Raw genomic sequence first — 23,486 nt, 5'->3', positions numbered from 1 at the left:
CGGCTCACCGGCAATGGAGGAGGGCGGTGCGCGGCGCCGATCCCGCGGCGAGGGGGCCGAACGCGCCCGTATGCGGGTCGCGCACGAGGAGCTGGCCGTCGGCGATCGAGAAATAGGCGCCGTGGAGCGACAGGCGGCCCTCCCGCACCCGCTCGCGGACCCAGGGGAAGGTGGTCAGGTTGGCGAGGCTCGCCGCGATCGAGGCCTGCTCGAGCCGCGTCAGCCAATCCGGCCCGCGCTCGGCTCCCTCCGCCGAGAGCCGGTCCGCCGCAGGCCGCACCTGCGCCATCCAATGCCCGACGAAATCCCATGTCGAGAGCGGCTCGTTCGTCTCGGCGAAGGCCTTGATGCCCCCGCATTGGGCGTGGCCCATCACCACGATGTGCTCGACGGCGAGCGCCTCGACCGCGAATTCGAGCGCGGCGCTCGTGCTGTTGTGCCCCGCCGCCTCCGGCGCGAAGCGCGGCACGAGGTTGGCGACGTTGCGCACGACGAGGATCTCGCCCGGCAGCGCATCGAAGATCTCCTCCGGCGACACGCGCGAATCGATGCAGCCGATGATCATGATGCGCGGATCCTGCCCGCTCTCGGCGAGCTTCTGGAACCGCGCCCGCTCGTGCGGGAAGCGCTTGGCGAGAAAGGCGTTGTACCCGTCGACCAATCGATCCGGAAACATGCGTGTCCACTCCCCACGCCGGACGCGATCAACGCCCGCGCGGTGCAGAATAGCGCAGGCGGGCCGTCGCGCAAATGCGCCGATGGTGTCGCCCGCCCGCCATCACCCCCGCCCGCGCACGCTCGCCGGGACGCTCGCCATGATCAGCGCGCCCGCGCCGAAGAACAGGATCAGCACGGCGGGGCCGGCGGCCTGGGTGCGGAAGAGGTCGGTGGCGATCGCCACCGCGAGGGGGCCGAGGAAGGCGGTGAGCTTTCCCGACAGAGCGAGGAGGCCGAAATAGCGGCCCGCATCGCCCACGGGCGCGAGCCGGGCGAGGAGCGAGCGCGAGGAGGCCTGGATCGGTCCCGCGACCGCGCCGATCAGGAGGCCGAGCCCGAGGAAGACCTTCTCGGGCGTCGTCGCGTAGAGGCCGGGGCCGTCGGCAGGCGCGGTCTCGACGACGAAGAAGACGTGGTTCGGGCCGAGTGACAGGATGCCGAGGCAGACGAAGGTGAGCGCCGCCAGGCTGACGAGGATCACGAAACGCGGCCCCATCCGGTCGTCCACGCGCCCGCCGATCACCGCGCCCGCCGTGCCCGTGAGGGTGAGCAGGATGCCGAACAGGCCGAGCTCCACCGTCGTCCAGCCGAACACGCCCGCGCCGTAGATGCCGCCGAGCGCGAAAAGGGCGACGAGGCCGTTCTGCCAGGCCATGTGCGCGACGAGGAAGCGGACGATCGAGCCGTCGCGGCGCGCTTCCGCGAGCGTCGCCTTGAGCCGCGCGCCGCCCTCCCGCGCGGCCTGCGCGAGGCGCGTGCCGGTCGCGGGCGCGTCGGGCGTGAACAGGACGAGGGGGAGGACGAACACGACGAACCAGATCGCCGAGAGCGGCCCCACGAATCGGTCGCCCTCGCGCGCCGCCGGATCGAGGCCGAAGGCCGGCTCGATGCCGGCGAGGGTGAGCCCGCTCGTCGGATCGGCGGCGAAGAGGGCGAGCACGACCCCGAGCGAGACGAGCCCGCCCGCATAGCCGACCGCCCAGCCCGTGCCGGAGAGCCGCCCCAGCCGCTCGGGGGGCACGAGGCGGGGCATCATCGCGTTGTTGAACACGGCCGAGAGCTCGGCCGCGATCGTCGCGACGACATAGGCCGCGAGCGCGAGGAACAGGAGATGGGTCGGCGCGGCGGGCGGGACGAGCCACAAGACGGCGCAGGCCGCCGCCATCACGAGGCCGAAGCCGACGCTCCAGGGCTTGCGCGCCCCGGTCGAATCGGCGACGGCGCCGAGATAGGGCGAGGCGAGCGCGAGCACGAAGCCGGCGACGCTCGTCGCATAGGCCCACAGCGCCTGCCCCTGAATGGGATCGGATGCCACCGCGCTCGCGAAATAGGGCGCGAAGACGAAGGTCGCGATCAGGGTGAAGAAGGGCTGCGTCGCCCAATCGTACATCACCCAGCCGAACAGCGCGCGCTTCGGCGCGGCCTTCCGGACGCCGGCTGCGTTCGGCAAAGTTGCCTCGACCTGCATCCGCTCCTCCTCCGAGAGCCGGGCGCCCGAAGGCACGGCTCGTCCGAGGTAGCGCAACCGCGGTTCGCCGTCGAGGCGCTGGCGCGTCAACCCTCGCGGATCAGCCGCTCGCGCGTCGCCGTGAGTTCGGCGATGGCCGCGTCGATCTCCGCCCGCTGCGCTTCGAGGTGGCCGATCTGCTCGTCGACCTTCTCGAGGGAGAGCTTCAGGTCGATGCCCGGCTTGCCGCCGCGGCCGTCGCCGTCGAGCATCTCCTGGATCTCGGCGAGGGTGAAGCCGAGCTGCTTGCCCTTGAGGATCACCGAGAGGCGGGTGCGGTCGCGCGCGCTGTAGATGCGCATCGTGCCGATCCGGCGCGGCGAGAGGAGCCCGCGGTCTTCGTAGAAGCGCAGCGCGCGCAACGTGACGTCGAACTCGCGCGAAAGATCGCTGATCAGGTACTCGCGATCGTCCCGATCGTCGGACGCGAGCGCCTGGACGGCCTCACTGGTCCTCATGTCCCACCCCCAGAAAAGAAGCAACGCCGCATCAACGCGGACGCGAGGGAAGTGCGTCCGTATGGTTGCAGTACGTTATTACGATTGGTTCGCTCTGGCAAGCGTTAGGTGCGCATGGGGAGGTGGGCAACGGAGACGCGAACGGGCCCGCGCCGGCCGGGGCGCAGCTGCGACCAACGCGCGCCGATGCTTGCCACGCGCGCCCGCGTGTCCCATGTTTGGGGGACCATGTCCCTGGTTTTCGCATCTTCGGCCCGTCTCCGCACGGGCATCCTGGCCATCGTCCTCGCCGCCTTCGGCGGCGTCGCGCTCGTCCCCTCGGCGGAGGCGCGCGCCGGCCGCGAGCCGACGGCCTGCATGGAACTCGCCGTCGATTACGCGCGGCAACTCGTCGCGCTCGGCGACGTCGAGCCCCTCGTCGTCGCGCAGGCCGAGATGCTCGACCGACTCGATTCGATCGCTGCCTCCGCGGCCGATCCCTTCGATCGCCTGCAGGAGGCGCAGGCGCTTCTGCGCGGGCGCGAGGGTTGGGCCCTGCAGCGGGAGATCCGCCCCGTGCTCCGGGTTCTCGAGCTGCAACGATCGATCGTGGCGGGATGGCGCGGGCTCTATTGCCCCGTGGCGCGGCCGACCGGCGCCGCCGGCCTCTCCGGGCAGGAGCGCTGCGACGCGCTCGCGGCAGGCTTCGTCGACCGCGTCCGCATCGAGCGCCCGAGCGCCCTCGACACCCGCGCCCGCGAGGCCCGCGACGTCGAACGGCAGACGATCCTCAACGCGCCGGTCACGCGCAGCGAGCGCAACGATCTCCTCGATCTGTGGCGCGTGCGCAACGAATCCTTCGAGACCTTGAAGAGCCTCCAGCGCGTCGTGCTCCTCGGGAGCGCCGCCGAGACCCTCCTGTCGGCGACGGAAGCCGAGGGCTGCATCAACGGCCGCGCGAGCTGACGCCGCGCGCGCTTCTCCCCCGGCGCGGCTGCCAGAATCACACGTCGTGATCTGCGCATGGGATCGCTGCATCAAGGCGCCGCCGCTCTCCTTCCCCTCAGGGGAAGGTGGCCCGGCGCCGAAGGCGGCGGGTCGGATGGGGTTTTTCGCAGCGAAGCTGCGAAGGGGCGTCGTCATAAAGCTCCGTACGTACGGAGAAGCCCAACGCCCCTTCGACCCTTCGGGTCGAATGACCCCATCCGTCTCCGGACCCTGTTCGGGTCCGGAGCCTCCTTCCCCTCAGGGGAAGGAGAGCGGCCGCACCGTTTTCGTCTGACGCATGCACGCAGCCGATGTGTGCACTCCGTGGCCAGACGCGCGAGGGGCGCGGATCGACGGGAGGGCGGTGTTGCGCCGCGCGGAGAATTCGCCCAAAGCTCCGGGCCGATCGTGAACGCCCGAACGGAGCCGCCCCCGTGACCGAATCATCCCGCTCCTGCCTCGCAATCGTGCTCGCCGCGGGGGAGGGCACTCGGATGCGTTCCGCGCGACCGAAGGTCCTCCACGAGGTCGCCGGCCGCACGATGCTCGAGCACGTGCTCGATGCCGTCACCCGCGCGGGCGCGGATCGGCTCGCGGTCGTCGTCGGGCCCGATCACGGGGCGATCGCCGATCTCGTCGCGGCGCGCGCCCCGCACGCGCAGGTCTTCGTCCAGGAGGTCCGCCGCGGCACGGCGCACGCGGTCCTCTGCGCCCGCGCGGCGCTCGAGGCCGGCGCCGACGACGTGATCGTCGCCTATGCCGACACCCCCCTCGTCGAGCCCGACACCTTCGCCCGCCTGCGCGCGCCGCTGGCCGCCGGCGCCGCCGTCAGCGTGCTCGGCTTCGAGGCGGCGGACCCGACCGGCTACGGCCGCCTCGTCCGCGCCGGCGAGGCGCTCGTCGCGATCCGCGAGGAGAAGGACGCGAGCCCGCAGGAGCGGGCGATCGGCTTGTGCAATGCGGGGCTCATGGCGCTCTCCGGCGCGCGCGCGCTCGCGCTCCTCGACGCGGTCGGCTGCGACAACGCGAAGGGCGAGTTCTACCTCACCGACGCCGTCGAGATCGCGCACGGGCGCGGCCTTCCGGTCGCGATCGTCACCGCGCCGGAGGAGGAGGTGCAGGGCGTCAACGACCGCGTCCAGCTCGCGCGCGCCGAGCGCACGGTGCAGGCGCGGCTGCGGCGTCGCGCGATGGCGGGCGGTGCGACCCTCGTCGATCCGGACAGCGTCACGCTCTCCCACGACACGGTTCTGGGCCGCGACGTGGTCGTCGAGCCGAGCTGCGTGTTCCGCCCTGGCGTCGTCGTCGAGGAGGGCGCGACGATCCACGCCTTCTCCTATCTCGAGGGCTGCCGCGTCGGGCCGCGCACGAGCGTCGGGCCCTATGCGCGCCTGCGTCCGGGAGCGGACCTCGCGGCGGGCGCCAAGGTCGGCAATTTCGTCGAGGTGAAGAACGCCCGCGTCGGCGAGGGCGCCAAGATCCCCCACCTGTCCTATGTGGGCGACGCCGAGATCGGTGCGCGCGCCAATCTGGGTGCGGGCACGATCACCTGCAACTACGACGGATTCCTGAAGTATCGCACGAGCGTGGGGGAGGGGGCCTTCGTCGGCTCGAACAGCGCGCTGGTCGCTCCGGTCCGCATCGGCGCGGGCGCCTATGTCGGTTCGGGTTCGGTGGTGACGCAGGACGTGCCCGACGACGCGCTCGCCCTCGGGCGAGGTCGCCAGGCGGTCAAGGAAGGCTGGGCCTCGCGCTTCCGCGCGCAGCAGTCGGAACGCAAGAAGAGCGGCGGCGGCTGAAGCAAACCGGGCGCGAACGAAACAAGTGGTCACGAAACTTGATTGGCGTTTCGGCTTCAGCCTCGATTAGGTCTTGCGTGCGAGGCTCGGGGCAGGGGTCGTCACCGCTCTTCCCGGCAAGGAGACGTTCAGAATGTGCGGTATCGTGGGAATCGTCGGTCGCGGCGAGGTCGCGAGCAGGCTCGTCGACGCGCTCAAGCGCCTCGAATATCGCGGATACGATTCCGCCGGCGTCGCCACGCTCGAGGAGGGCCACATCGCCCGGCGCCGCGCCGAGGGCAAGCTGCGCAATCTCGAAGAGCGGCTTCGCGCCGAGCCGCTCGGCGGCGCGATCGGCATCGGCCATACCCGCTGGGCGACGCACGGGCGCCCCAACGAGGCGAACGCGCACCCTCACGCGACGCCCGAGCTCGCGGTCGTCCACAACGGCATCATCGAGAATTTCCGCGAGCTGCGCATCGGCCTCGAGAACGAGGGCGTGCGCTTCTCCTCCGAGACCGACACGGAGGTCGTCGCCCAGCTCGTCTCCCACGAGATGCGCGCCGGCAAGGCGCCGCGCGAGGCGGTGCTCGCCGTGCTGCCGCGTCTGTCGGGCGCCTTCTCGCTCGCCTTCCTGTTCGAGGGCGAGGAGGATCTGATCATCGGCGCCCGGCGCGGCTCGCCGCTCGCGGTCGGCCACGGCGAGGGCGAGATGTTCCTCGGCTCGGACGCGCTCGCGCTCGCTCCCTTCACCGACGAGATCACCTATCTCGAGGAGGGCGACGTCGCGATCCTCACGCGCACGGGCGCGCGGCTCCTCGACGAGGCGGGCCGGCCGGTCGAGCGCCCGCGCACCCGCGTCGCGGCGGGCGTCTTCACGGCGGAGAAGGGCAACCACCGCCATTTCATGATCAAGGAGATCCACGAGCAGCCCGAGGTCGTCGCCCGCACGCTCGCGCCCTATGTCGACATGGCGGCGGGCCGGATCTGCGCGCCGACGCCGGATCATCCCTACGATTGGACGGCGATCGACCGCCTGACCATCACCGCCTGCGGCACCGCCTATTATGCGGGTCTCGTCGCCAAGTACTGGTTCGAGCGCCTCGCGCGGCTGCCGGTCGAGATCGACGTCGCCTCCGAGTTCCGCTACCGCGAGGCGCCGCTGCCCGCGCGCGGGCTCACCCTCGTCGTCTCGCAATCGGGCGAGACCGCCGATACGCTCGCCGGCCTGCGCTACGCCAAGGCTCAGGGGCAGACGGTGATGGCCGTCGTCAACGTGCCGACCTCGACGATGGCGCGCGAGGCGCATGTCGTCGCTCAGACCTTCGCCGGCCCCGAGATCGGCGTCGCCTCGACCAAGGCCTTCACCTGCCAGCTCACCGTCTTGTTCTCGCTGGCGCTTCAGGCCGCGCGCGCGCGCGGAACCGTGTCGGCGCAGGAGGAGGCGGAGCTCGTCAAGGCGCTCCTGCGGGTGCCGGCCCTGATGGGCGAGGCGATGAAGCTCGAGGGCGCGATCGACCACCTCGCCCGCGATCTCTCCCGCGCCCGCGACGTGCTCTATCTCGGCCGCGGCTCGGCCTTCCCCGTCGCGATGGAGGGAGCCCTCAAGCTCAAGGAGATCTCCTACATCCACGCCGAGGGCTATGCCGCGGGCGAGCTCAAGCACGGGCCGATCGCGCTCATCGACGAGAACGTGCCGGTCATCGTGGTGGCGCCCTACGACGCCCTGTTCGAGAAGACGATCTCCAACATGCAGGAGGTCGCCGCGCGCGGCGGGCGCATCGTGCTCCTCACCGACGAGAAGGGCGCCGCGAACGCTCATATGGAGACGCTCGCGACGCTCGTCGTGCCGGGCGTCCACCCGGTGCTGGCTCCGCTCGTCTACGCGGTGCCGATCCAGCTGATCGCCTATCACACGGCGGTCTTCCTGGGGAAAGACGTCGACCAGCCGCGCAATCTGGCGAAGTCGGTCACCGTGGAGTGACCGACGCCTCCCCGATCGCGTCCCGGCAGCGCGCGACCCAGGCGCCGATCGCGGGCGTCGTGGGCATGGCGTCGCCGAAGAACAGGAACGGGCTGCAGCAGAGGAGATCGGCTGCGCTGAACGCGTCGCCGAGCAGGAACGGCCCGCGGGCCATGGCCGTCTCGAGCTGAGCGAAGATCCGGTCCCGGTCGCCGAGGCTCGCCTGCAGCGCCGGGTGGGAGAGCTTCGCGAAATCGAGGATCAAGACCGGCTCCATCACCCCCTGATAATAGAAGAGCCAGGACAGGTAGGCGCCGCGCTGCGCGTGGCCGATCGGCCGCCCGAGCCGCTCGTCGCCGAAGCGATCCGTCAGCCACAGGATGATGGCGCCGCGCTCGCGCACGCGATCCTCGCCGTCGACGAGGAAGGGCACCTTGCCCTCGGGATGGGGGTTTGCCGGGTCGCGGCGGCCTGTGCCGTCCCGGCGGGGGATCTCGACCTCGCGAAGCGCGATGCGATCCGCCAGTCCCATCATGCGGATCAGCGTCACGATCGTGTCCGAGCGGCTCATGGGGGCGTGGTAGAGTGTCGGCATGTGTTCGTCTCCTGCGTCGATGGGGAGACGATCGCACGACCCTGCTGACAGCTCGAGGCAGCATGTCCCGCACCGACCGACTGATGCGCCTGATGGATGCGCTGCGCCGCCTGCCCGCCCCGGTGACGGCGGCGCGGCTCGCGCAGGAGAGCGGCGTCTCGCGCCGGCAGCTCTATCGCGACATCGCGACGCTGCGGGCCGGCGGCGCGCTGATCGACGGCGAGGCCGGGCTCGGCTACACGCTGACCGAAGACCCCGCGCTGCCCCCGCAGAGCTTCTCGCGCCTCGAGATCGAGGCGTTGCGGCTCGCCGTCGAGGCGCTCGGCGGTATCGGCGATCCGGATCTGACGCTCGCCGGCCAGAACGCGCTCGCCCGCATCGTCGCGACCCTGCCCGAGCGCCAGGCCCGCCAGGCCCACCACGCCATCCTGCGCAGCTTCGCCCAGCCGCCGCGCCGCGCCGCGCCGCAGGTCGATCTCGCCGCCTTGCGCGACGCCTGCTGGGAGGAGCGGGCGGTGCGGATCGTCTATCGCGATCTCGCGGACCGCGAGAGCCGACGCGTGATCTGGCCGCTCGGCCTCTCCTATGGCGAGCGCGCGCTGATGCTGCTCGCGCATTGCCGCCTGCGCATGGATTTCCGCATCTTCCACGTCGATCGGATCGAGGCGCTCGAGCCGCTCGCGGAGAGTTTTCGGCCGCGCCGCGTCGCCCTGGTGCGGGATTACGTCCGGATCCGCCGGCGCGAGCATGCGGAGGCCGCGGGCGAGGCGGCGGCAGGGGCGCTCAACGAGGCGTGACGCGCTCCTCGGGGGCGGCCTCCTCCGCGGAGACGTCCGGCGTCGCGTCCGCCCGCGGCCCGTCCGGCCGCGTCAGGATGTAGGCGGCGGAGGCGAGCATCAGGGCGCCCGTCGAGGCGAGCGCGATCGCGGGCGCGCCGGTGAGCGTCACGACCGCGAAGGAGGCGCCCATCCCGAGGATCGCCGCACGCTTGGCGTGGCGCGGGATGGCGCCGGTGCGACGCCAGCCGACGATCGGCGGGCCGAGATGCGGGTGGGCGATCAGCCAGGCCTCGATGCGCGGCGAAGAGCGCGCGAAGCAGGCGGCGGCGAGGATCAGGAACACGACGCCGGGCATCACCGGCAGGATCAGGCCGAGGATGCCGAGCCCAACGAACAGGAAGCCGAGCACGACGAGCACGAGCCGGGCCCAGAGCGGCAGCACCCGCACCGTCCCGATCTCCTCGCCGGCCCTTCCTCGATCCTGCGCCAACGACGTCCCTCCCGCGGAAAGACCCGCCGCCTGAACATAGTGCGTCCGCCCCGCGATGACACCCGAGCGGCGGACGAAGCGCGCCCGTGGACGGCGCGTGCGCGGCGCAGTAGAAGCGCGCGTTCAGCCCCTCGCGAGTGGCCCCCCACATGTCCAATCCGACGGTCGCGGCGATCCTGCCGGTCGTGCTCCTCGTGGCCTCGAACGTCTTCATGACGTTCGCCTGGTACGGGCACCTCAAATATCCCAACCAGCCCCTGATGCTCGTCGTGCTGGCGAGCTGGGGCATCGCGTTCTTCGAATATTGCCTCGCCGTGCCCGCGAACCGGATCGGCCATCAGGTCTATTCGGCGGCCGAGTTGAAGACGATGCAGGAGGTGATCACGCTCGTCGTGTTCGCCGTCTTCTCGACCTTCGTCCTCAAGGAGACCCTGACGATGAACCACATCGTCGGCTTCGCCTTCATCGCGCTCGGCGCCTTCTTCGTGTTCAAGGGTCCGTTGTGACGGGATCGCCCGCCGCCTCGAGCGCGCGGGCCGCGCAGGCATCGATCACGGCGCGGAAGCGGGCCGCCTCGTCGGCATCGGCGGGCCCGCGGCGGGCGACGTCGATGAGGCGCTCGGCCGCGAGCGTGTCGATCGCGCAATCGCAATAGAGCGCGCAGAAGCGCTCGGTCGAGCCTTCCGCGACGCATTGCACCCGGCATTCCGAGACCATCCGCCCGGCGCCCGGCTCCGTCACGAGCGCGAGGGGGTAGAGGATGCCGAGCAGGATCGGCTGGTGGACGAGGTAGATCGCGAGGCTGCGCCGCCCCATCCAGGCGAGCGCGCGCGCGGGCGCGGCATCGGCTGGCCAGGACGCGATCGCCGCGCGCCACCGGCTCGTGAGGACGAGCCGCGCGATCACGATCCCGGCCAGCACCGGCGCGAGCCAGGGGAAGACCGGCTCGAAATCGGTCGAGGGCGGCGGATCGGCGGCAAATCCGATCCAGGCGAGCGCGCGCGTGTCGAACGCCTCCGACGCGAAGAAGGCGGGCGCGGCGAGGATCGCGAGCGCGGCGAGCGCGGTCAGCCAAGTCGGCGCGGCGAGGAAGGGCAGCGCGAGCACGCTGCCGAGCGCGATCATGTGCAGGATGCCGAAATAGACGAAGGCGTCGGGGAAGATCGCGAAGGTCGCCGCGCTGACGAGCCCCGCCGCAAGCGCGACCCGCAGCACGCGCCGGGCGAAGGCGCCCCAGGCGATCCCCGCCTCGTGGGCGAGCACGAGGCCGATCCCGACGAGGATCAGGAAGGAGGCCGCGATCGTGCGCGCGAAGGTGCGCCAGACGGGGTCGTAGGGGATGTCGTGGGCGACGAATTCGAGGAACCACAGGTCCCAGGCGAAGTGGTAGACGATCATCGCGACGAGCGCGACGCCGCGGGCGACGTCGATCGCCGCGAAGCGCGCGCGGGGAGCGCCCCGCGTGACTTCCGTTCCGGCAATGCGCATGAGGGCTCCCGTTCTGCGGCTCTCGGCCGCGCGGCAGGGGACGGGAAAGCCCCATCCGCGTCAATCCCGATTCGCCGTTTGGCGAGCCAAGGCGTTGAGCAACCTGACGGAAATTCGAGCGCTCGCGAATGGGGCGAGCGTTGCCGCTCTTTCGGGCTTCCGCTCCTGCGATTGAGTGTTATCCTTCCCTTAAGAATCAAGCGGCGTGGTTCGATCGGTGGCGTGCATGTCTGACGAGCTCGATCATTCGGGAGGCGCCGAGCGCGCCGGCCTCGAGAGGAAGGCCAGGGTCGCCGTGACGGCGCCCCGGTTCGAGGAGGCGGGCGCCGCCGGCGCCGCGATCCGCGACGCGGGTCCGCTCGCGGGCGCTGCCTCAGGCGACGGCGACGCGGCCCCCGAGGACCGCGCCCGGAGCGCGGCCGTCGAGATCCCCGCCGACCTCGTCGAGATCGCCGGACGGATCAAGTGGTTCGATGCGGCCAAGGGTTTCGGCTTCATCGTGCCCGACAACGGCCTGCCGGACGTCCTCCTCCACATCACCTGCCTGCGCCGCGACGGCTATCAGAGCGCGGCCGAGGGCGCGCGGATCGTGGTCGAGGCGGTGCTGCGCACGCGCGGCTACCAGGCCTTCCGCATCCTCTCGCTCGACGAGAGCTCCGCCGTCCATCCCTCCGAGCTGCCGCTCGCGCGCACCCATGTCTCCGTCGTGCCGACGAGCGGGCTCGAGCGCGCGGTCTGCAAGTGGTTCAACCGCCTGCGCGGTTTCGGCTTCCTCACCCGCGGCGACGGCACGCCGGACATCTTCGTCCACATGGAGACGTTGCGCCGGTACGGCATCGCCGAGCTGAAGCCCGGCGAGGAGGTGCTGGTGCGCTTCGGCGACGGGCCCAAGGGCCTGATGGCCGCCGAGGTGCGCCTCGCCGACAGCGCCATGCCGTCCTCGCACTGATCCGCAAGCGAGTATCGTACCCGTGTCGCGTTCCCTCCGAACTTTTCGTGCGCCGCTCGGCCCCTCCGTCGCGGCGCTCGCCGTGCTCGTCTTCGCCCTGGCCCTCGCGATCCCGCCGCTGCGCGCGCAGCCCGCGCTCGAGCCGCTCGCGATCGTCTCCGGCGACACCCGCCACGAGTTCCAGGTCGAGATCGCCGACACGCCGGAGAGCCGCGCCCGCGGTCTCATGTTCCGCCGCTCCATGCCGGCCGACCAGGGCATGCTGTTCGATTTCGAGCGCGTCGGCCCCGTCTCGATGTGGATGCGCAACACCTACATCTCCCTCGACATGCTGTTCATCGCCGAAGACGGCCGGATCGTCCGCATCGCCCGCGACACGGAGCCCCTGTCCGAGCGCACCATTCCCTCCGGCGAGCCGGTCCTCTCGGTGCTCGAGCTCAACGCCTCGACGACGCGCCGCTTGGGGATCGAGGCCGGGGATTACGTGGAGCACCGGTTGTTCCAGCGGTGACATCCCTCCCCGTAGGGGAGGGTGGCCCCTGGAGCGGAGCGACAGGGGTCGGGTGGGGCCCGAGGCTTGAAGATTGTTCTCCACCCGGGCCCCACCCGGCCTTTCTCGGCTCACGCCTCGAAAGTCCACCCTCCCCTACGGGGAGGGACGGGCGCGAGCATTCCTCCCCGTAGGGGAGGGTGGCCCCTGGAGCGGAGCGACAGGGGTCGGGTGGGGCCCGAGGTTCGAAGCATGATCCCCACCCGGGCCCCGCCCGGCCTTTCTCGGCTCACGCCTCGAAAGTCCACCCTCCCCTACGGGGAGGGATTCCCAAGCCCCTTCAAACGATAGAGAGCCTCCAGCGCCTCCTTCGGGGTCATCTCGTCCGGGTCGAGCGCGGCGAGCGCCTCGCGCAGTCCGTCCTTCGCGACGGCGGCGGGCGGGGGAGGGGGGGCGGCGCGCACGGGGGCGGCGAAGAGGGGGAGGTCGTCGAGGGCGGCGGCGCGGGGGCGCTCGCGGTCGGAGCGCTCGAGCTCGGCGAGGATTTGGCCCGCGCGCGCGATCACGGGCGCGGGGAGCCCGGCGAGCTTCGCCACCTGCAGGCCGTAGGAGCGATCGGCGGCGCCCTTCACCACGCGGTGGAGGAAGATCACCGCGCCGCGATGATCGGCGACCTCGAGCGTGAGCGTCTCGATGCGCGAAAAACGCTCGGTGAGACGGGTCAGCTCGTGGAAATGGGTGGCGAAGAGCGCGCGGCAGCGATTCTCCTCGTGCAGATGCTCGACGCTCGCCCACGCGATCGACAGCCCGTCGAAGGTCGCCGTGCCGCGGCCGATCTCGTCGAGGATGACGAGCGAGCGGCGCGTCGCCTGGTTGAGGATCGCCGCCGTCTCGACCATCTCGACCATGAAGGTCGAGCGCCCGCGCGCGAGGTCGTCGGCGGCGCCGACGCGGGAGAACAGGCGGTCGACCACCCCGATCTCGGCCCTCGTCGCCGGCACGAAGGCCCCCGCCTGGGCGAGCACGACGACGAGCGCGTTCTGGCGCAGATAGGTCGACTTGCCGCCCATATTGGGCCCCGTCACCACCGCGATCGCGCCGGCCTCGCGCCCCGAGAGGTCGCAATCGTTCGCGACGAAGGGCTTGCCCTCCCGCTCGAGCGCGGCCTCGACGACCGGGTGGCGCGCGCCCTCGACGCGGAAGGCGAGGCTCTCGTCGACATGCGGGCGCACCCAGTCGCGCGCCTGGGCGAGATCGGCGAGCGCGGCCGCGACGTCGACGATCGCGAGCGCGTCGCCGGCCGCGAGGATCGCGGGACGGGCGCCGGCCAGCATGGCCGCGAGATCGGCGAAATGCGCGTGCTCGATCGCGATCGCCCGTTGCGAGGCCGACGCGATCCGGCTCTCGAGCTCGCCGAGTTCGACGGTGGTGAAGCGCATCGCGTCCGCCATCGTCTGGCGGTGGATATAGGTGCCCTTCAACGGCCCGCGCAGGAGCTCCTCGCCGGCCGCCGCCGGCACTTCGAGGAAATAGCCGAGCATGGAATTGTGCTTGACGCGCAGCGTCCGGCAGCCGGTCTCCTGCGCGTAGCGCGCCTGCAGGCCCGCGATGAAGCGGCGCGAATCGCTCTGCAGCGCGCGCGCCTCGTCGAGGGCCTCGTCGACCCCCTCCCGCACGAAGCCGCCGTCGCGCTTCGACAACGGCAGATCGTCGGCGAGCACCGCGCCCAGGCGCTCGGCGAGGCCGGGGTCGAGCGCGGCGAGCGCGGTCTGCGCCGCGGCGAGCTCGGCCGGCAGATCGCCCGCCTGCGCCATCAGATCGGCGATGGCGTGCGCGCAGAGGAGGGCGTCGCGCACGGCCGCGAGGTCGCGCGGGCCGCCGCGCTCGAGCGCGAGCCGCGACAAAGCCCGCGAGACGTCCGGCGCACGCGAAAGCGCCTCGCGCAGGAGCTCGCGCAGGGGCGCGTCCTCGACGAGCCGCGCGATCGCGTCCTGCCGGCGGCGGATGGCGGCGACGTCCGTCAGCGGACCCGCGACCCGCTCGGCGAGGAGCCGCCCGCCGGCCGGCGTCAGCGTGCGGTCGATCGTGGCGAGCAGCGAGCCCGCGCGCTCGCCCGACAGGGTGCGGGTGAGCTCCAGATTGGCCCGCGTCGCCGCGTCGATCGCCACGATTCCGGCGCCGTCCTCGCGCGTCGGCGGGCGCAGAGCGGGCCGCGCGGCGACCTGGGTGCGCGCGACGTAGAGGAGCGCGGTGCCCGCCGCCGCGATCTCGGCGCGGGTGAAGGCGCCGAAGGCGTCGAGCGTCGCGACGCCGAACGCGTCGAGGAGGCGGCGCTCGGCGGAAGCCGCGTCGAGCCCGTCGCGCGGGAGCGGGTAGAGCGGCGCGCCCGTCTCGCGCCAGACGGGCGCGAGGTCGGGATCGTCGTGGAGGACGTCCGGCAGGACGATCTCCCGCGGCTCGAGGCGGGCGAGCGTCGGCCCGAGTTCCGAGCGGCTCGCCTCGACCACCTGGAAGGCGCCCGTCGAGATGTCGATCGCCGCGATGCCGTAGGCGTGTTCGGCCTCCGCGACCTTCCGCCGCGCGATCGCGACGAGGCGGCTCGCGCGCGCGGGCTCGAGCAGGCGCTCCTCGGTGATCGTGCCCGGCGTGACGAGGCGCACCACGTCGCGTCGCACGACCGCCTTCGCGCCGCGCTTCTTCGCCTCGGCGGGATCCTCCATCTGCTCGCACACCGCGACCCGGTGGCCGAGCCCGATGAGGCGTTGCAGGTAATCGTCGGCGCGCTCGATCGGCACGCCGCACATCGGGATGTCCTCGCCCAGATGCTTGCCGCGTTTCGTGAGCACGATGCCGAGCGCGCGGGAGGCGATCTCGGCGTCCTCGAAGAACAGCTCGTAGAAATCCCCCATGCGGTAGAACAGGAGGCAATCCGGGTTGGCCGCCTTGATCTCCACGTATTGCGCCATCATCGGCGTCACCCGATCCTCGGCGCCCGTCGCCTTGCGGGGGACGGCCTTGCGGGCGTCGGTCTTGGTCTCGGCGAGCGGCGCGGGATCGGCGGTCATGGCATGATGTCTAGCAAAGCCCGGCGCGGGAGGGGAGGGCGCGCGCGCCGCGGGTGTGGATAAGGCGCGCGCCCGCGCCCGCGGCCCCCTGCCGAAATCGCACGCGATCCCCGACCATCAACGGATTGCGGGCGCGCACGGCATCGGCTAAAGCCGACATCTGCGTTGTCGGAGGATCACGAGGAATGGCGAACATGGCGCACGATGTCGACCCGACCCGGGAATACCGCCCGGAGATGGACGGCAAGACCCACGAGACCACCTATGACGGCTTCGTGCATTTCACCACGATCGGCACCATGCTGGTCGTCGGCTGGGTGCTGTCGCTCGCCATCGGCGGCGTCGGCGGGGCGTGGTTCTGGGGCATCTTCGGCGTGATCGCCTCGACGGTGGCCGGTGCGCTCGGCGGCTTCGTGCCCGCCATCGGCTGGCGCGCTCCTGGCGCGGTGCTCGCGTTCCTGCTCGTGGTCTTCCTGTTGACGGCCGCCGGCTGACGCGCCGCCTTCCGCCGGGGGGGCGTCTCCCCCGGCGCTTCGTAAAACAGCATTCGGGGGGATGAGGGCATGCGGGTCGCGGTCCTGAAGGAGACGGCCGGCGGCGAGAGCCGCGTCGCGGCGTCGCCCGACACGGTCAAGAAGCTCGTGTCGTATGGCGCCGAGGTCGCGATCGAGACCGGGGCCGGCACGGCCTCCGGCTTCCGCGACGCGGATTACGAGGCCGCCGGCGCGACGATCGCGGGCGATGCCGCCGCCGCCGCGGGCACGGCCGACGCCGTGCTCCTCGTGCGCCGTCCCGAGGGCGAGCGCCTCGCCGCGATCCGCGCGGGCGCGGTCGTGCTCGCCACGATGGACCCCTACGGCGAGGCCGCCGCCGTGCAGGCGATGGCGGACGCCAGGATCGCCGCCTTCTCGATGGAGCTGATGCCGCGCATCACCCGCGCGCAGGTGATGGACGTGCTCTCGAGCCAGGCGAACCTCGCCGGCTACCGCGCCGTGATCGACGCCGCCGCCGAATACGGCCGCGGCTTCCCGATGATGATGACGGCGGCCGGCACCGTGCCCGCCGCGCGCCTCTTCGTGATGGGCGCGGGCGTCGCCGGGCTGCAGGCGATCGCCACCGCCCGGCGTCTCGGCGCCGTGGTGACCGCGACGGACGTCCGCCCGGCCGCGAAGGAGCAGGTCGAATCGCTCGGCGCGAAGTTCATCGCCGTCGAGGACGAGGAGTTCAAGCAGGCCGAGACCGCGGGCGGCTACGCCAAGGAGATGTCGGCCGAATACCGCGCCAAGCAGGCGCAGCTCGTCGCCTCCCACATCGCCAAGCAGGACATCGTGATCACGACGGCGCTGATCCCGGGCCGGCCCGCGCCGAAGCTCGTGACGCGCGAGATGGTCGAATCGATGAAGGCAGGCTCCGTCGTCGTCGACATCGCGGTCGATCGCGGCGGCAATTGCGAGCTCTCGCAGCCCGATCAGGTCGTCGAGCACGGCGGCGTGCGCATCGTCGGTCACCGCAACGTCCCCGGCCGCCTGCCCGCGACGGCGTCGGCGCTCTACGCGAAGAACCTCCTCGCCTTCCTCGAGACGATGATCGACAAGGGCGAGAAGAAGATCGCGCCCAATTGGGACGACGAGCTCGTGCGCGCCACGCTGCTCACGCGGGACGGCGCGGTCGTGCATCCGTCCTTCCAGCCGGCCGCCGCCTGACGGCTCTTCTCAGGACAGAGGGACAGCCATGGCAACCTTGACACCCGAAGAGGCGCTGCAGCGTGCCCAGGCCGCGGCCGACGCCGCGCGCGAGGCGGCCATCGCCGCCCAATCCTACGCGGACATGGCGGCGACCGGCATGAGCGTCGCGACCGGCGGCGCCATCGATCCCACCGTGTTCCGCTTCGCGATCTTCGTGCTCGCGATCTTCGTCGGCTATTACGTGGTCTGGGCGGTGACGCCCGCGCTCCACACGCCGCTGATGTCGGTCACGAACGCGATCTCCTCGGTGATCGTGGTCGGCGCGCTGCTCGCGGTCGGCGTCCAGGTCGTCGACACGGCCGAGGGCGCGGGCGGCGGCTTCGCCACGTTCCTCGGCTTCATCGCCCTCGTGCTCGCCTCGGTGAACATCGTCGGCGGCTTCCTCGTCACGCAGCGCATGCTCGCCATGTACAAGAAGAAGGGCTGAGGCGATGGGGGCCAATCTCGCCAATCTCCTCTACCTCGTCTCCGGGGTGCTCTTCATCCTCGCGCTGCGGGGCCTCTCGCATCCGACGACGTCGCGGCAGGGCAACCTGTTCGGCATGATCGGCATGGGGCTCGCGGCGCTGACCACGCTCGTCTACGCGCCGCCTTCCGTCGGCGGGTTCCTGCTCGTGGTGGTCGGCATCGCGATCGGCGGCTCGATCGGCGCGGTGATCGCGCGGCGCGTGCCGATGACGGCGATGCCGCAGCTCGTCGCGGCCTTCCACTCCCTCGTCGGCATGGCGGCGGTGCTGGTGGCGGCGGCGGCGCTCTACGCGCCGCAGGCCTTCGGTATCGGCATGCCGGGCGCGATCCCGGGCCTGAGCCTGTTCGAGATGGGCATCGGCGCCGCGATCGGCGCGCTCACCTTCACGGGCTCGGTCATCGCCTTCCTCAAGCTCGACGGGCGGATGTCCGGCAAGCCGATCATGCTGCCCATGCGGCACATGATCAATCTGGGGCTCGGCATCCTGCTCCTCGTCCTGCTCGCGGCCTTCATCGCCACCGAGAGCGCGACCCTGTTCTGGCTGATCGCCATCCTCGCCTTCGCGCTCGGCGTGCTGCTGATCATCCCGATCGGCGGCGCGGACATGCCGGTCGTCGTCTCGATGCTGAACTCCTATTCCGGCTGGGCGGCGGCGGGCATCGGCTTCACGCTCGGCAACCTCGCGCTGATCATCACGGGCGCGCTCGTCGGCTCCTCGGGCGCGATCCTCTCCTACATCATGTGCAAGGGCATGAACCGCTCGTTCGTCTCGGTCATCCTCGGCGGCTTCGGCGGCGAGACGGCCGGCGCGGCGGCGGGCGAGGCGGAGACGCGGCCCGTCAAGCAGGGCTCGGCGGAGGACGCGGCCTTCATCATGAAGAACGCGGCCAAGGTCATCATCGTGCCCGGCTACGGCATGGCGGTCGCCCAGGCCCAGCACACGCTGCGCGAGATGTGCGACCTCCTCAAGGAGGAGGGCGTCGAGGTCAAGTACGCGATCCACCCGGTCGCCGGCCGCATGCCCGGCCACATGAACGTGCTCCTCGCGGAAGCGAACGTGCCCTACGACGAGGTCTTCGAGCTCGAGGACATCAACGGCGAGTTCCCGCAGGCGGACGTCGCCTTCGTCATCGGCGCCAACGACGTGACGAACCCCTCCGCCAAGACCGATCCGCAATCGCCGATCTACGGCATGCCGATCCTCGACGTCGACAAGGCGAAGACGGTCCTGTTCATCAAGCGCGGCATGGGCTCCGGCTATGCCGGCGTCGAGAACGAGCTGTTCTTCCGCGACAACACGATGATGCTCTTCGGCGACGCCAAGAAGATGGTCGACGAGATCGTCAAGGCTCTGTGAGGCGCGGGACGGGGAGGGGGCGTGCCCCTCCCCGAAGCGATCCCTCGCCGCGTCGGCGTCCAGACTGAAGCGCGTGCGAAACGGCCGCGGCCGGCGGTGATCCGCTCTTGCGCCGGCCGGAGGGATCGCTATCTGAGGTGCGCGCGAGAGCGCCCCTGTTTCCTTCCGCCGCCGACGGAGCGCGCGTCTCGATGAACATGCTCGGCGATTACCAGCTCGCGGTCCTGGCCCTCGGGTCGATCGGGTTCGGGCTCTTCCTGCTCGTCAAGGGCGGCGATTGGACGATCGATGCCGCGGCCTTCCTCGCCGAGCGGCTCGGCGTCTCGAAGCTGTTGATCGGCGCGACGATCGTGGCCTTCGGCACCTCGGCGCCGGAATTGTTCACCTCCGTCAACGCCAACCTGTCTGGCTTCCCCGGCATCTCGCTCGGCAACGTCGTCGGCTCGAACATCGCCAACATCCTTCTCATCCTCGGCGCCGTCGCGCTCGTCTACGCGCTGCGGACGGACCCGCGCGAAGTGCGCGCCGACCTCCTGATGATGGGGCTCGCGACGCTCCTCCTCGTCGGCCTGATGATGTACGGCGTCGTGACGCAATGGGCGGGGCTCGGCCTGTTCGCCCTCCTCGTCGTCTTCGTCGTCTTCCGCTTCTGGACCGACAAGGGCGCGGGCCTGCCCGATCTCGCCGAGGACGCGCACGACGAGGGCATCGACGAGAAGGGCATCGCGACGATCGGCAAGGCGCTCGTCTTCCTCGCGCTCGGCCTCGCCGCGCTCGTGGTCGGGTCGGAGGTGCTGGTGCAGGGGGCCGTCGCGGCCGGAGGCGCGCTCGGCGTGCCGGAGGCGATCATCGGGGTGACGGTCGTCGCGGTCGGCACCTCGCTGCCCGAGCTCTCGACCTGCCTCGCCGCGGCGGTGAAGCGCCAGACGAGCATGATCATCGGCAACATCGTCGGCTCGAACCTGTTCAACATCCTCTCGATCGTCGGCATCACCGCGATGATCAAGCCGCTCGCCATCGACCCGAGCCTCGCCGACCTCGAAATGTGGCTGATGCTCGGCCTCACGGCGCTGCTCGTCGTGTGGCTGCTGACCGTCGCGAAGATCGGCCGCGCGAGCGGCATCGCCATGCTCGTCGCGTATCTCGCGTTCACGGCGTACCAATATCAGGACGTGGTGTTCGGTTGAGGCGCGGACGTCTTCGCGCGACGCATGTCCGCGATAGCCGAAAGTGCGGTCTCGTGCGTTGACGTGCGCCGCACCGTCGGCATGCGCGAAAGACCCCCATGAAGCTCTTCACCTGCGGCGCCTGCGGCGCCCCCCAGCATTTCGAGGCGACCGCCTGCGACGCCTGCGGCAAGAGGCTCGGTTTCGCCGCCGGGCGGCGGGCGCTGCTGGCGCTCGATCTCGACGAGACGCTCTGGCGCCCCGCCGAGCGCCAGCGCGCCTCCGCGGACGAGGCCTACGTCTTCTGCGCGAACGCCGCCTACGGCGCCTGCAATTGGCTGGTGCCGGCGCAGGAGGCGGGGGCGGAGCGCTTCTGCCTCGCCTGCCGTCACAACCGCACCATTCCCGATCTCGCGCTCGGCGACCACATCGCCCGCTGGCGCAAGCTCGAGGAGGCCAAGAAGCGGCTCGTCTACACCCTCGTCGCCCTCGACCTGCCGCTCACGCGCCGGCCGGAGGACCCGAACGGGCTCGCCTTCGACTTCCTCGCCGACCCGCCCGATGCCGCCCCCGTCACCACCGGGCACACGCAGGGGCTGGTCACCATCGCGCTCGCGGAAGCGGACGACGTCGAGCGCGAGGCGCGCCGTCACGCCATGGGCGAGCCCTACCGGACGCTGCTCGGCCACCTGCGTCACGAGGTGGGGCATTATTATTTCGAGAAGATCGTGGTCGAGCGCGACGCGATCGAGGCGTTCCGGACCCTGTTCGGCGACGAGCGCACCGATTACGCCGCCGCGCTCGCCCGCCATTACGAGGCCGGACCGCCGGCGGACTGGGCCGAGCGGCACGTCAGCGCCTATGCGAGCGCGCATCCGTGGGAGGATTGGGCGGAGACCTTCGCGCACTACCTGCACATGGTCGACACGCTCGAGACCGCCGCCGCCTTCGGCCTCTCGCTGAGCCCGCAGGAGCCGGGCGCCGAGGACCTCGCGGCCCGTGTCGCCTTCGATCCGCACGACGACGGCGCGTTCGGGCGTCTCGTCGCCGCCTGGGGGCCGCTCACCTTCGCGGTGAACGCGCTCAATCGCTCGATGGGGCAGGGGGATCTCTATCCCTTCGCCCTGCCGCCGCCGGCCGTGGAGAAGCTCGCCTTCGTCCATGCGCGCGTGCGCCGGTGATCGCAGGCCATCCCGTTCACGCATCCCGCCCGCCGCCCGTGACGAGCGCCGTCTTCGTCCTTACCTCTCTTGGGGAAGGCCCCTAGCCACGAGAGGGAGGGTAGACGGTCGCGCTCGTCGCAGACGTCGAGCCCCCCATACCCGCCCATAGCCGAAAGAGGCGTGGACGAGCGCACCGCCGCCTCGCTACAAGCGTTGCGGACACAAAGACCCCATCGAGCCCGAGTGACGCCGCCCATGTTCGAGAAGATCCTCATCGCCAATCGCGGCGAAATCGCCTGCCGCGTGATCAAGACGGCGCGCAAGATGGGCATCCGCACGGTCAGCGTCTTCTCGGACGCGGACCGCGACGCGCTGCACGTCGCCATGGCCGACGAGGCGGTCCATATCGGGCCCGCCGCCGCCGCCGAGAGCTATCTCGTCATCGACAAGATCGTCGAGGCCTGCCGGAAGACGGGGGCGCAGGCGGTCCATCCCGGCTACGGCTTCCTCTCCGAGCGCGAGGCGTTCCCGCAGGCGCTCGCCGCCGCGGGCATCGTCTTCATCGGCCCCAATCCGCGCGCGATCGCGGCGATGGGCGACAAGATCGAATCGAAGAAGGCGGCCGCCGCCGCGAAGGTCTCGACCGTGCCCGGCTTCCTCGGCGTGATCGAGAGCCCCGAACACGCGGTCGCGATCGCCGACGAGATCGGCTATCCGGTGATGATCAAGGCCTCCGCCGGCGGCGGCGGCAAGGGCATGCGCATCGCCCATTCGTCGGGCGAGGTGGCGGAAGGTTTTGCGCGCGCGAAGTCCGAGGCCGCGTCGTCCTTCGGCGACGACCGCGTGTTCGTCGAGAAATTCATCACCGATCCGCGCCACATCGAAATCCAGGTGCTGGGCGACAAGCACGGCAACGTGATCTGGGTGTCCGAGCGCGAATGCTCGATCCAGCGCCGCAACCAGAAGGTCATCGAGGAGGCGCCCTCGCCGCTCCTCGACGAGGAGACGCGCGCCCGGATGGGCGCTCAGGCGGTCGCGCTCGCCAAGGCGGTCGCCTACGATTCGGCCGGTACGGTCGAGTTCGTTGCGGGGCAGGACAAGTCGTTCTACTTCCTCGAGATGAACACCCGCCTGCAGGTCGAGCACCCGGTCACGGAGCTGATCACCGGCATCGACCTCGTCGAGGAGATGATCCGCGTCGCGGCGGGCGAGCGGCTGCGCCACGCGCAGGAGGATGTGAAGCTCAATGGCTGGTCGGTCGAGAGCCGCATCTATGCGGAGGACCCGACGCGCAATTTCCTGCCCTCCACGGGCCGGCTCACGATCTACCGCCCGCCGGCGGAGGGCGTGCAGGGCGGCGTCACCGTGCGCAACGACACCGGCGTCGAGGAGGGCGGCGAGATCTCGATCTATTACGATCCGATGATCGCCAAGCTCGTCACCCACGCCCCCACCCGCGAGGCCGCGATCGACGCGCAGGCCCGCGCGCTCGACGCCTTCGCCATCGAGGGCATCCGCCACAACATCCCCTTCCTCGCGGCGCTCATGGCGCATCCGCGCTGGCGCGAGGGGCGGCTGTCGACCGCTTTCATCGCGGAGGAATTCCCCGACGGCTTCAAGCCGATCGCGCCCGAGGGCGTGATCGCGACGCGCATGGCGGCGGTCGCCGCGGCGATCGACCACCTTAAGGCCACGCGCGCGCAGAAGATCTCCGGGCGGATGACCGGCCACGTGCGCCCGCGCGACCCGGAGCGCGTCGTCGTGCTCGAAGGTGTGGAGCACCGCGTGTCGGTCGAGGCCCGTGGCGATCTCGTGATGGTCGCCTTCGAGACGGGCGAGCGGCTGCCGGTCGCGAGCGATTGGCGGCCGGGCGACCCGGTCTGGGAGGGCACGGTCGCCGACGTCGCGATCGCGGTCCAGGTGCGGGCGCTGACGAACGCCGTCCTCCTCCAGCACGCGGGCGCGACCGCGATCGCGCGGGTCTATTCGCCGCGCGAGGCGCAGGCCGCCGCGCTGATGCCGGAGAAGGTCGCCGCCGACACCTCGAAGCAGCTGCTCTGCCCGATGCCCGGCCTCGTCAAGGCGCTCCTCGTGGCGCAAGGCCAGGAGGTCAAGGCCGGCGAGCCGCTCGCCATCGTCGAGGCGATGAAGATGGAGAACGTGCTGCGCGCCGAGCGCGACGGCACCATCTCCGCCGTCCACGCCAAGGAAGGCGACAGCCTCGCGGTCGACGCGGTGATCCTGGAATTCGCCTGAGGGGAGGGGGGCTTCGCTCGGAAGTCCTGAATCGTCCTCGGGCTGTCATCCCGGACGCCGAAGGCGATCCGGGACCCAGACTCCC

At 71.2% G+C, this 23,486-nt stretch carries 21 protein-coding genes; 14 read left to right on the top strand and 7 right to left on the bottom strand.

All coding sequences use genetic code 11. The features are described 5' to 3' along the window. Positions 1 to 4: 4 nt before the first annotated feature. The 3 genes from ACK4UM_RS05240 to ACK4UM_RS05230 all read right to left on the bottom strand — a co-directional run bounded on the left by ACK4UM_RS05240 (position 5) and on the right by ACK4UM_RS05230 (position 2,682). A complete protein-coding gene (locus tag ACK4UM_RS05240) occupies positions 5 to 676 on the bottom strand; it encodes a carbonic anhydrase (protein WP_409796543.1) in 672 nt (223 codons plus the stop codon). A gap of 102 nt (positions 677 to 778) precedes the next feature. Beyond that, complete coding sequence (locus ACK4UM_RS05235; RefSeq protein ID WP_409796541.1) at positions 779 to 2,185, bottom strand: MFS transporter; 1,407 nt, start codon at positions 2,183 to 2,185, stop codon at positions 779 to 781. A gap of 86 nt (positions 2,186 to 2,271) precedes the next feature. Next, positions 2,272 to 2,682 (bottom strand): MerR family transcriptional regulator, encoded by a 411-nt coding sequence (locus tag ACK4UM_RS05230; protein ID WP_409796539.1) that lies wholly within the window; start codon positions 2,680 to 2,682, stop codon positions 2,272 to 2,274. A 228-nt stretch (positions 2,683 to 2,910) separates the two neighbouring features. Between ACK4UM_RS05230 and ACK4UM_RS05225 the strand changes: the two genes are divergently transcribed. The 3 genes from ACK4UM_RS05225 to glmS all read left to right on the top strand — a co-directional run bounded on the left by ACK4UM_RS05225 (position 2,911) and on the right by glmS (position 7,410). Continuing rightward, on the top strand, positions 2,911 to 3,627 hold the full coding sequence (locus ACK4UM_RS05225) for a hypothetical protein (protein WP_409796537.1): 717 nt from the start codon (positions 2,911 to 2,913) through the stop codon (positions 3,625 to 3,627). 455 nt (positions 3,628 to 4,082) lie between these two features. Beyond that, complete coding sequence (gene glmU / locus ACK4UM_RS05220; protein ID WP_409796535.1) at positions 4,083 to 5,447, top strand: bifunctional UDP-N-acetylglucosamine diphosphorylase/glucosamine-1-phosphate N-acetyltransferase GlmU; 1,365 nt, start codon at positions 4,083 to 4,085, stop codon at positions 5,445 to 5,447. Between the two features lie 133 nt (positions 5,448 to 5,580). Then, on the top strand, positions 5,581 to 7,410 hold the full coding sequence (glmS, locus tag ACK4UM_RS05215) for a glutamine--fructose-6-phosphate transaminase (isomerizing) (RefSeq protein WP_409796533.1): 1,830 nt from the start codon (positions 5,581 to 5,583) through the stop codon (positions 7,408 to 7,410). On the opposite strand, the gene ACK4UM_RS05210 is transcribed toward glmS, so the two are convergent. Continuing rightward, positions 7,397 to 7,984 (bottom strand): glutathione S-transferase family protein, encoded by a 588-nt coding sequence (locus ACK4UM_RS05210; protein WP_409796531.1) that lies wholly within the window; start codon positions 7,982 to 7,984, stop codon positions 7,397 to 7,399. The genes glmS and ACK4UM_RS05210 overlap by 14 nt on opposite strands. Before the next feature lie 62 nt (positions 7,985 to 8,046). Here ACK4UM_RS05210 and ACK4UM_RS05205 point away from each other — a divergent pair, with 62 nt between their 5' ends. Continuing rightward, entirely contained in the window at positions 8,047 to 8,781 is a 735-nt protein-coding gene (locus ACK4UM_RS05205; protein WP_409796529.1) for a helix-turn-helix transcriptional regulator, read from the top strand. Here ACK4UM_RS05205 and ACK4UM_RS05200 read toward each other — a convergent pair. Beyond that, positions 8,768 to 9,253, bottom strand: a complete 486-nt coding sequence (locus tag ACK4UM_RS05200) for a YbaN family protein (protein WP_409796527.1) — start codon at positions 9,251 to 9,253, stop codon at positions 8,768 to 8,770. The two genes, ACK4UM_RS05205 and ACK4UM_RS05200, sit on opposite strands and share 14 nt — an antisense overlap. Positions 9,254 to 9,402: 149 nt before the next feature. Between ACK4UM_RS05200 and ACK4UM_RS05195 the strand changes: the two genes are divergently transcribed. Then, on the top strand, positions 9,403 to 9,759 hold the full coding sequence (locus ACK4UM_RS05195; protein ID WP_409796525.1) for a DMT family protein: 357 nt from the start codon (positions 9,403 to 9,405) through the stop codon (positions 9,757 to 9,759). On the opposite strand, the gene ACK4UM_RS05190 is transcribed toward ACK4UM_RS05195, so the two are convergent. Next, the gene (locus tag ACK4UM_RS05190) at positions 9,743 to 10,741 is read right to left on the bottom strand and encodes a heparan-alpha-glucosaminide N-acetyltransferase (protein ID WP_409796523.1); all 999 of its coding nucleotides are present in this window, start codon (positions 10,739 to 10,741) and stop codon (positions 9,743 to 9,745) included. The two genes, ACK4UM_RS05195 and ACK4UM_RS05190, sit on opposite strands and share 17 nt — an antisense overlap. A 427-nt stretch (positions 10,742 to 11,168) precedes the next feature. Here ACK4UM_RS05190 and ACK4UM_RS05185 point away from each other — a divergent pair, with 427 nt between their 5' ends. Then, on the top strand, positions 11,169 to 11,690 hold the full coding sequence (locus ACK4UM_RS05185) for a cold-shock protein (protein WP_409796682.1): 522 nt from the start codon (positions 11,169 to 11,171) through the stop codon (positions 11,688 to 11,690). Positions 11,691 to 11,712: 22 nt separating this feature from the next. Beyond that, entirely contained in the window at positions 11,713 to 12,201 is a 489-nt protein-coding gene (locus tag ACK4UM_RS05180) for a DUF192 domain-containing protein (RefSeq protein ID WP_409796521.1), read from the top strand. 293 nt (positions 12,202 to 12,494) lie between these two features. Here the strand turns inward: ACK4UM_RS05180 and mutS are convergent, their stop codons facing one another. Then, complete coding sequence (gene mutS / locus ACK4UM_RS05175) at positions 12,495 to 15,245, bottom strand: DNA mismatch repair protein MutS (RefSeq protein WP_409796519.1); 2,751 nt, start codon at positions 15,243 to 15,245, stop codon at positions 12,495 to 12,497. Between the two features lie 194 nt (positions 15,246 to 15,439). On the opposite strand from mutS, the gene ACK4UM_RS05170 reads away from it, so the two are divergent. The 7 genes from ACK4UM_RS05170 to ACK4UM_RS05140 all read left to right on the top strand — a co-directional run bounded on the left by ACK4UM_RS05170 (position 15,440) and on the right by ACK4UM_RS05140 (position 23,401). Beyond that, on the top strand, positions 15,440 to 15,739 hold the full coding sequence (locus ACK4UM_RS05170) for an aa3-type cytochrome c oxidase subunit IV (RefSeq protein WP_409796517.1): 300 nt from the start codon (positions 15,440 to 15,442) through the stop codon (positions 15,737 to 15,739). Positions 15,740 to 15,808: 69 nt separating this feature from the next. Next, a complete protein-coding gene (locus ACK4UM_RS05165) occupies positions 15,809 to 16,948 on the top strand; it encodes a Re/Si-specific NAD(P)(+) transhydrogenase subunit alpha (RefSeq protein ID WP_409796515.1) in 1,140 nt (379 codons plus the stop codon). 28 nt (positions 16,949 to 16,976) lie between these two features. Next, positions 16,977 to 17,417 (top strand): proton-translocating transhydrogenase family protein, encoded by a 441-nt coding sequence (locus ACK4UM_RS05160; RefSeq protein WP_409796513.1) that lies wholly within the window; start codon positions 16,977 to 16,979, stop codon positions 17,415 to 17,417. Between the two features lie 4 nt (positions 17,418 to 17,421). Further along, the gene (locus tag ACK4UM_RS05155; RefSeq protein ID WP_409796511.1) at positions 17,422 to 18,816 is read left to right on the top strand and encodes an NAD(P)(+) transhydrogenase (Re/Si-specific) subunit beta; all 1,395 of its coding nucleotides are present in this window, start codon (positions 17,422 to 17,424) and stop codon (positions 18,814 to 18,816) included. Positions 18,817 to 19,007: 191 nt separating this feature from the next. Then, the gene (locus ACK4UM_RS05150; protein WP_409796509.1) at positions 19,008 to 20,003 is read left to right on the top strand and encodes a calcium/sodium antiporter; all 996 of its coding nucleotides are present in this window, start codon (positions 19,008 to 19,010) and stop codon (positions 20,001 to 20,003) included. Positions 20,004 to 20,101: 98 nt separating this feature from the next. Continuing rightward, a complete protein-coding gene (locus ACK4UM_RS05145; RefSeq protein WP_409796507.1) occupies positions 20,102 to 21,163 on the top strand; it encodes a putative zinc-binding metallopeptidase in 1,062 nt (353 codons plus the stop codon). Positions 21,164 to 21,400: 237 nt separating this feature from the next. Beyond that, positions 21,401 to 23,401 carry an acetyl-CoA carboxylase biotin carboxylase subunit gene (locus ACK4UM_RS05140; RefSeq protein ID WP_409796505.1) on the top strand — a complete coding sequence of 667 codons (2,001 nt, stop codon included), beginning with the start codon at positions 21,401 to 21,403 and terminating at the stop codon, positions 23,399 to 23,401. Positions 23,402 to 23,486 lie beyond the last annotated feature (85 nt).

Source organism: Salinarimonas sp. (assembly GCF_046292825.1).
Taxonomy (GTDB): Bacteria; Pseudomonadota; Alphaproteobacteria; order Rhizobiales; family Beijerinckiaceae; genus Salinarimonas.
The sequence above is the reverse complement of the archived record's forward strand: the minus strand, read 5'-3'. Positions and strand labels throughout refer to the sequence as shown.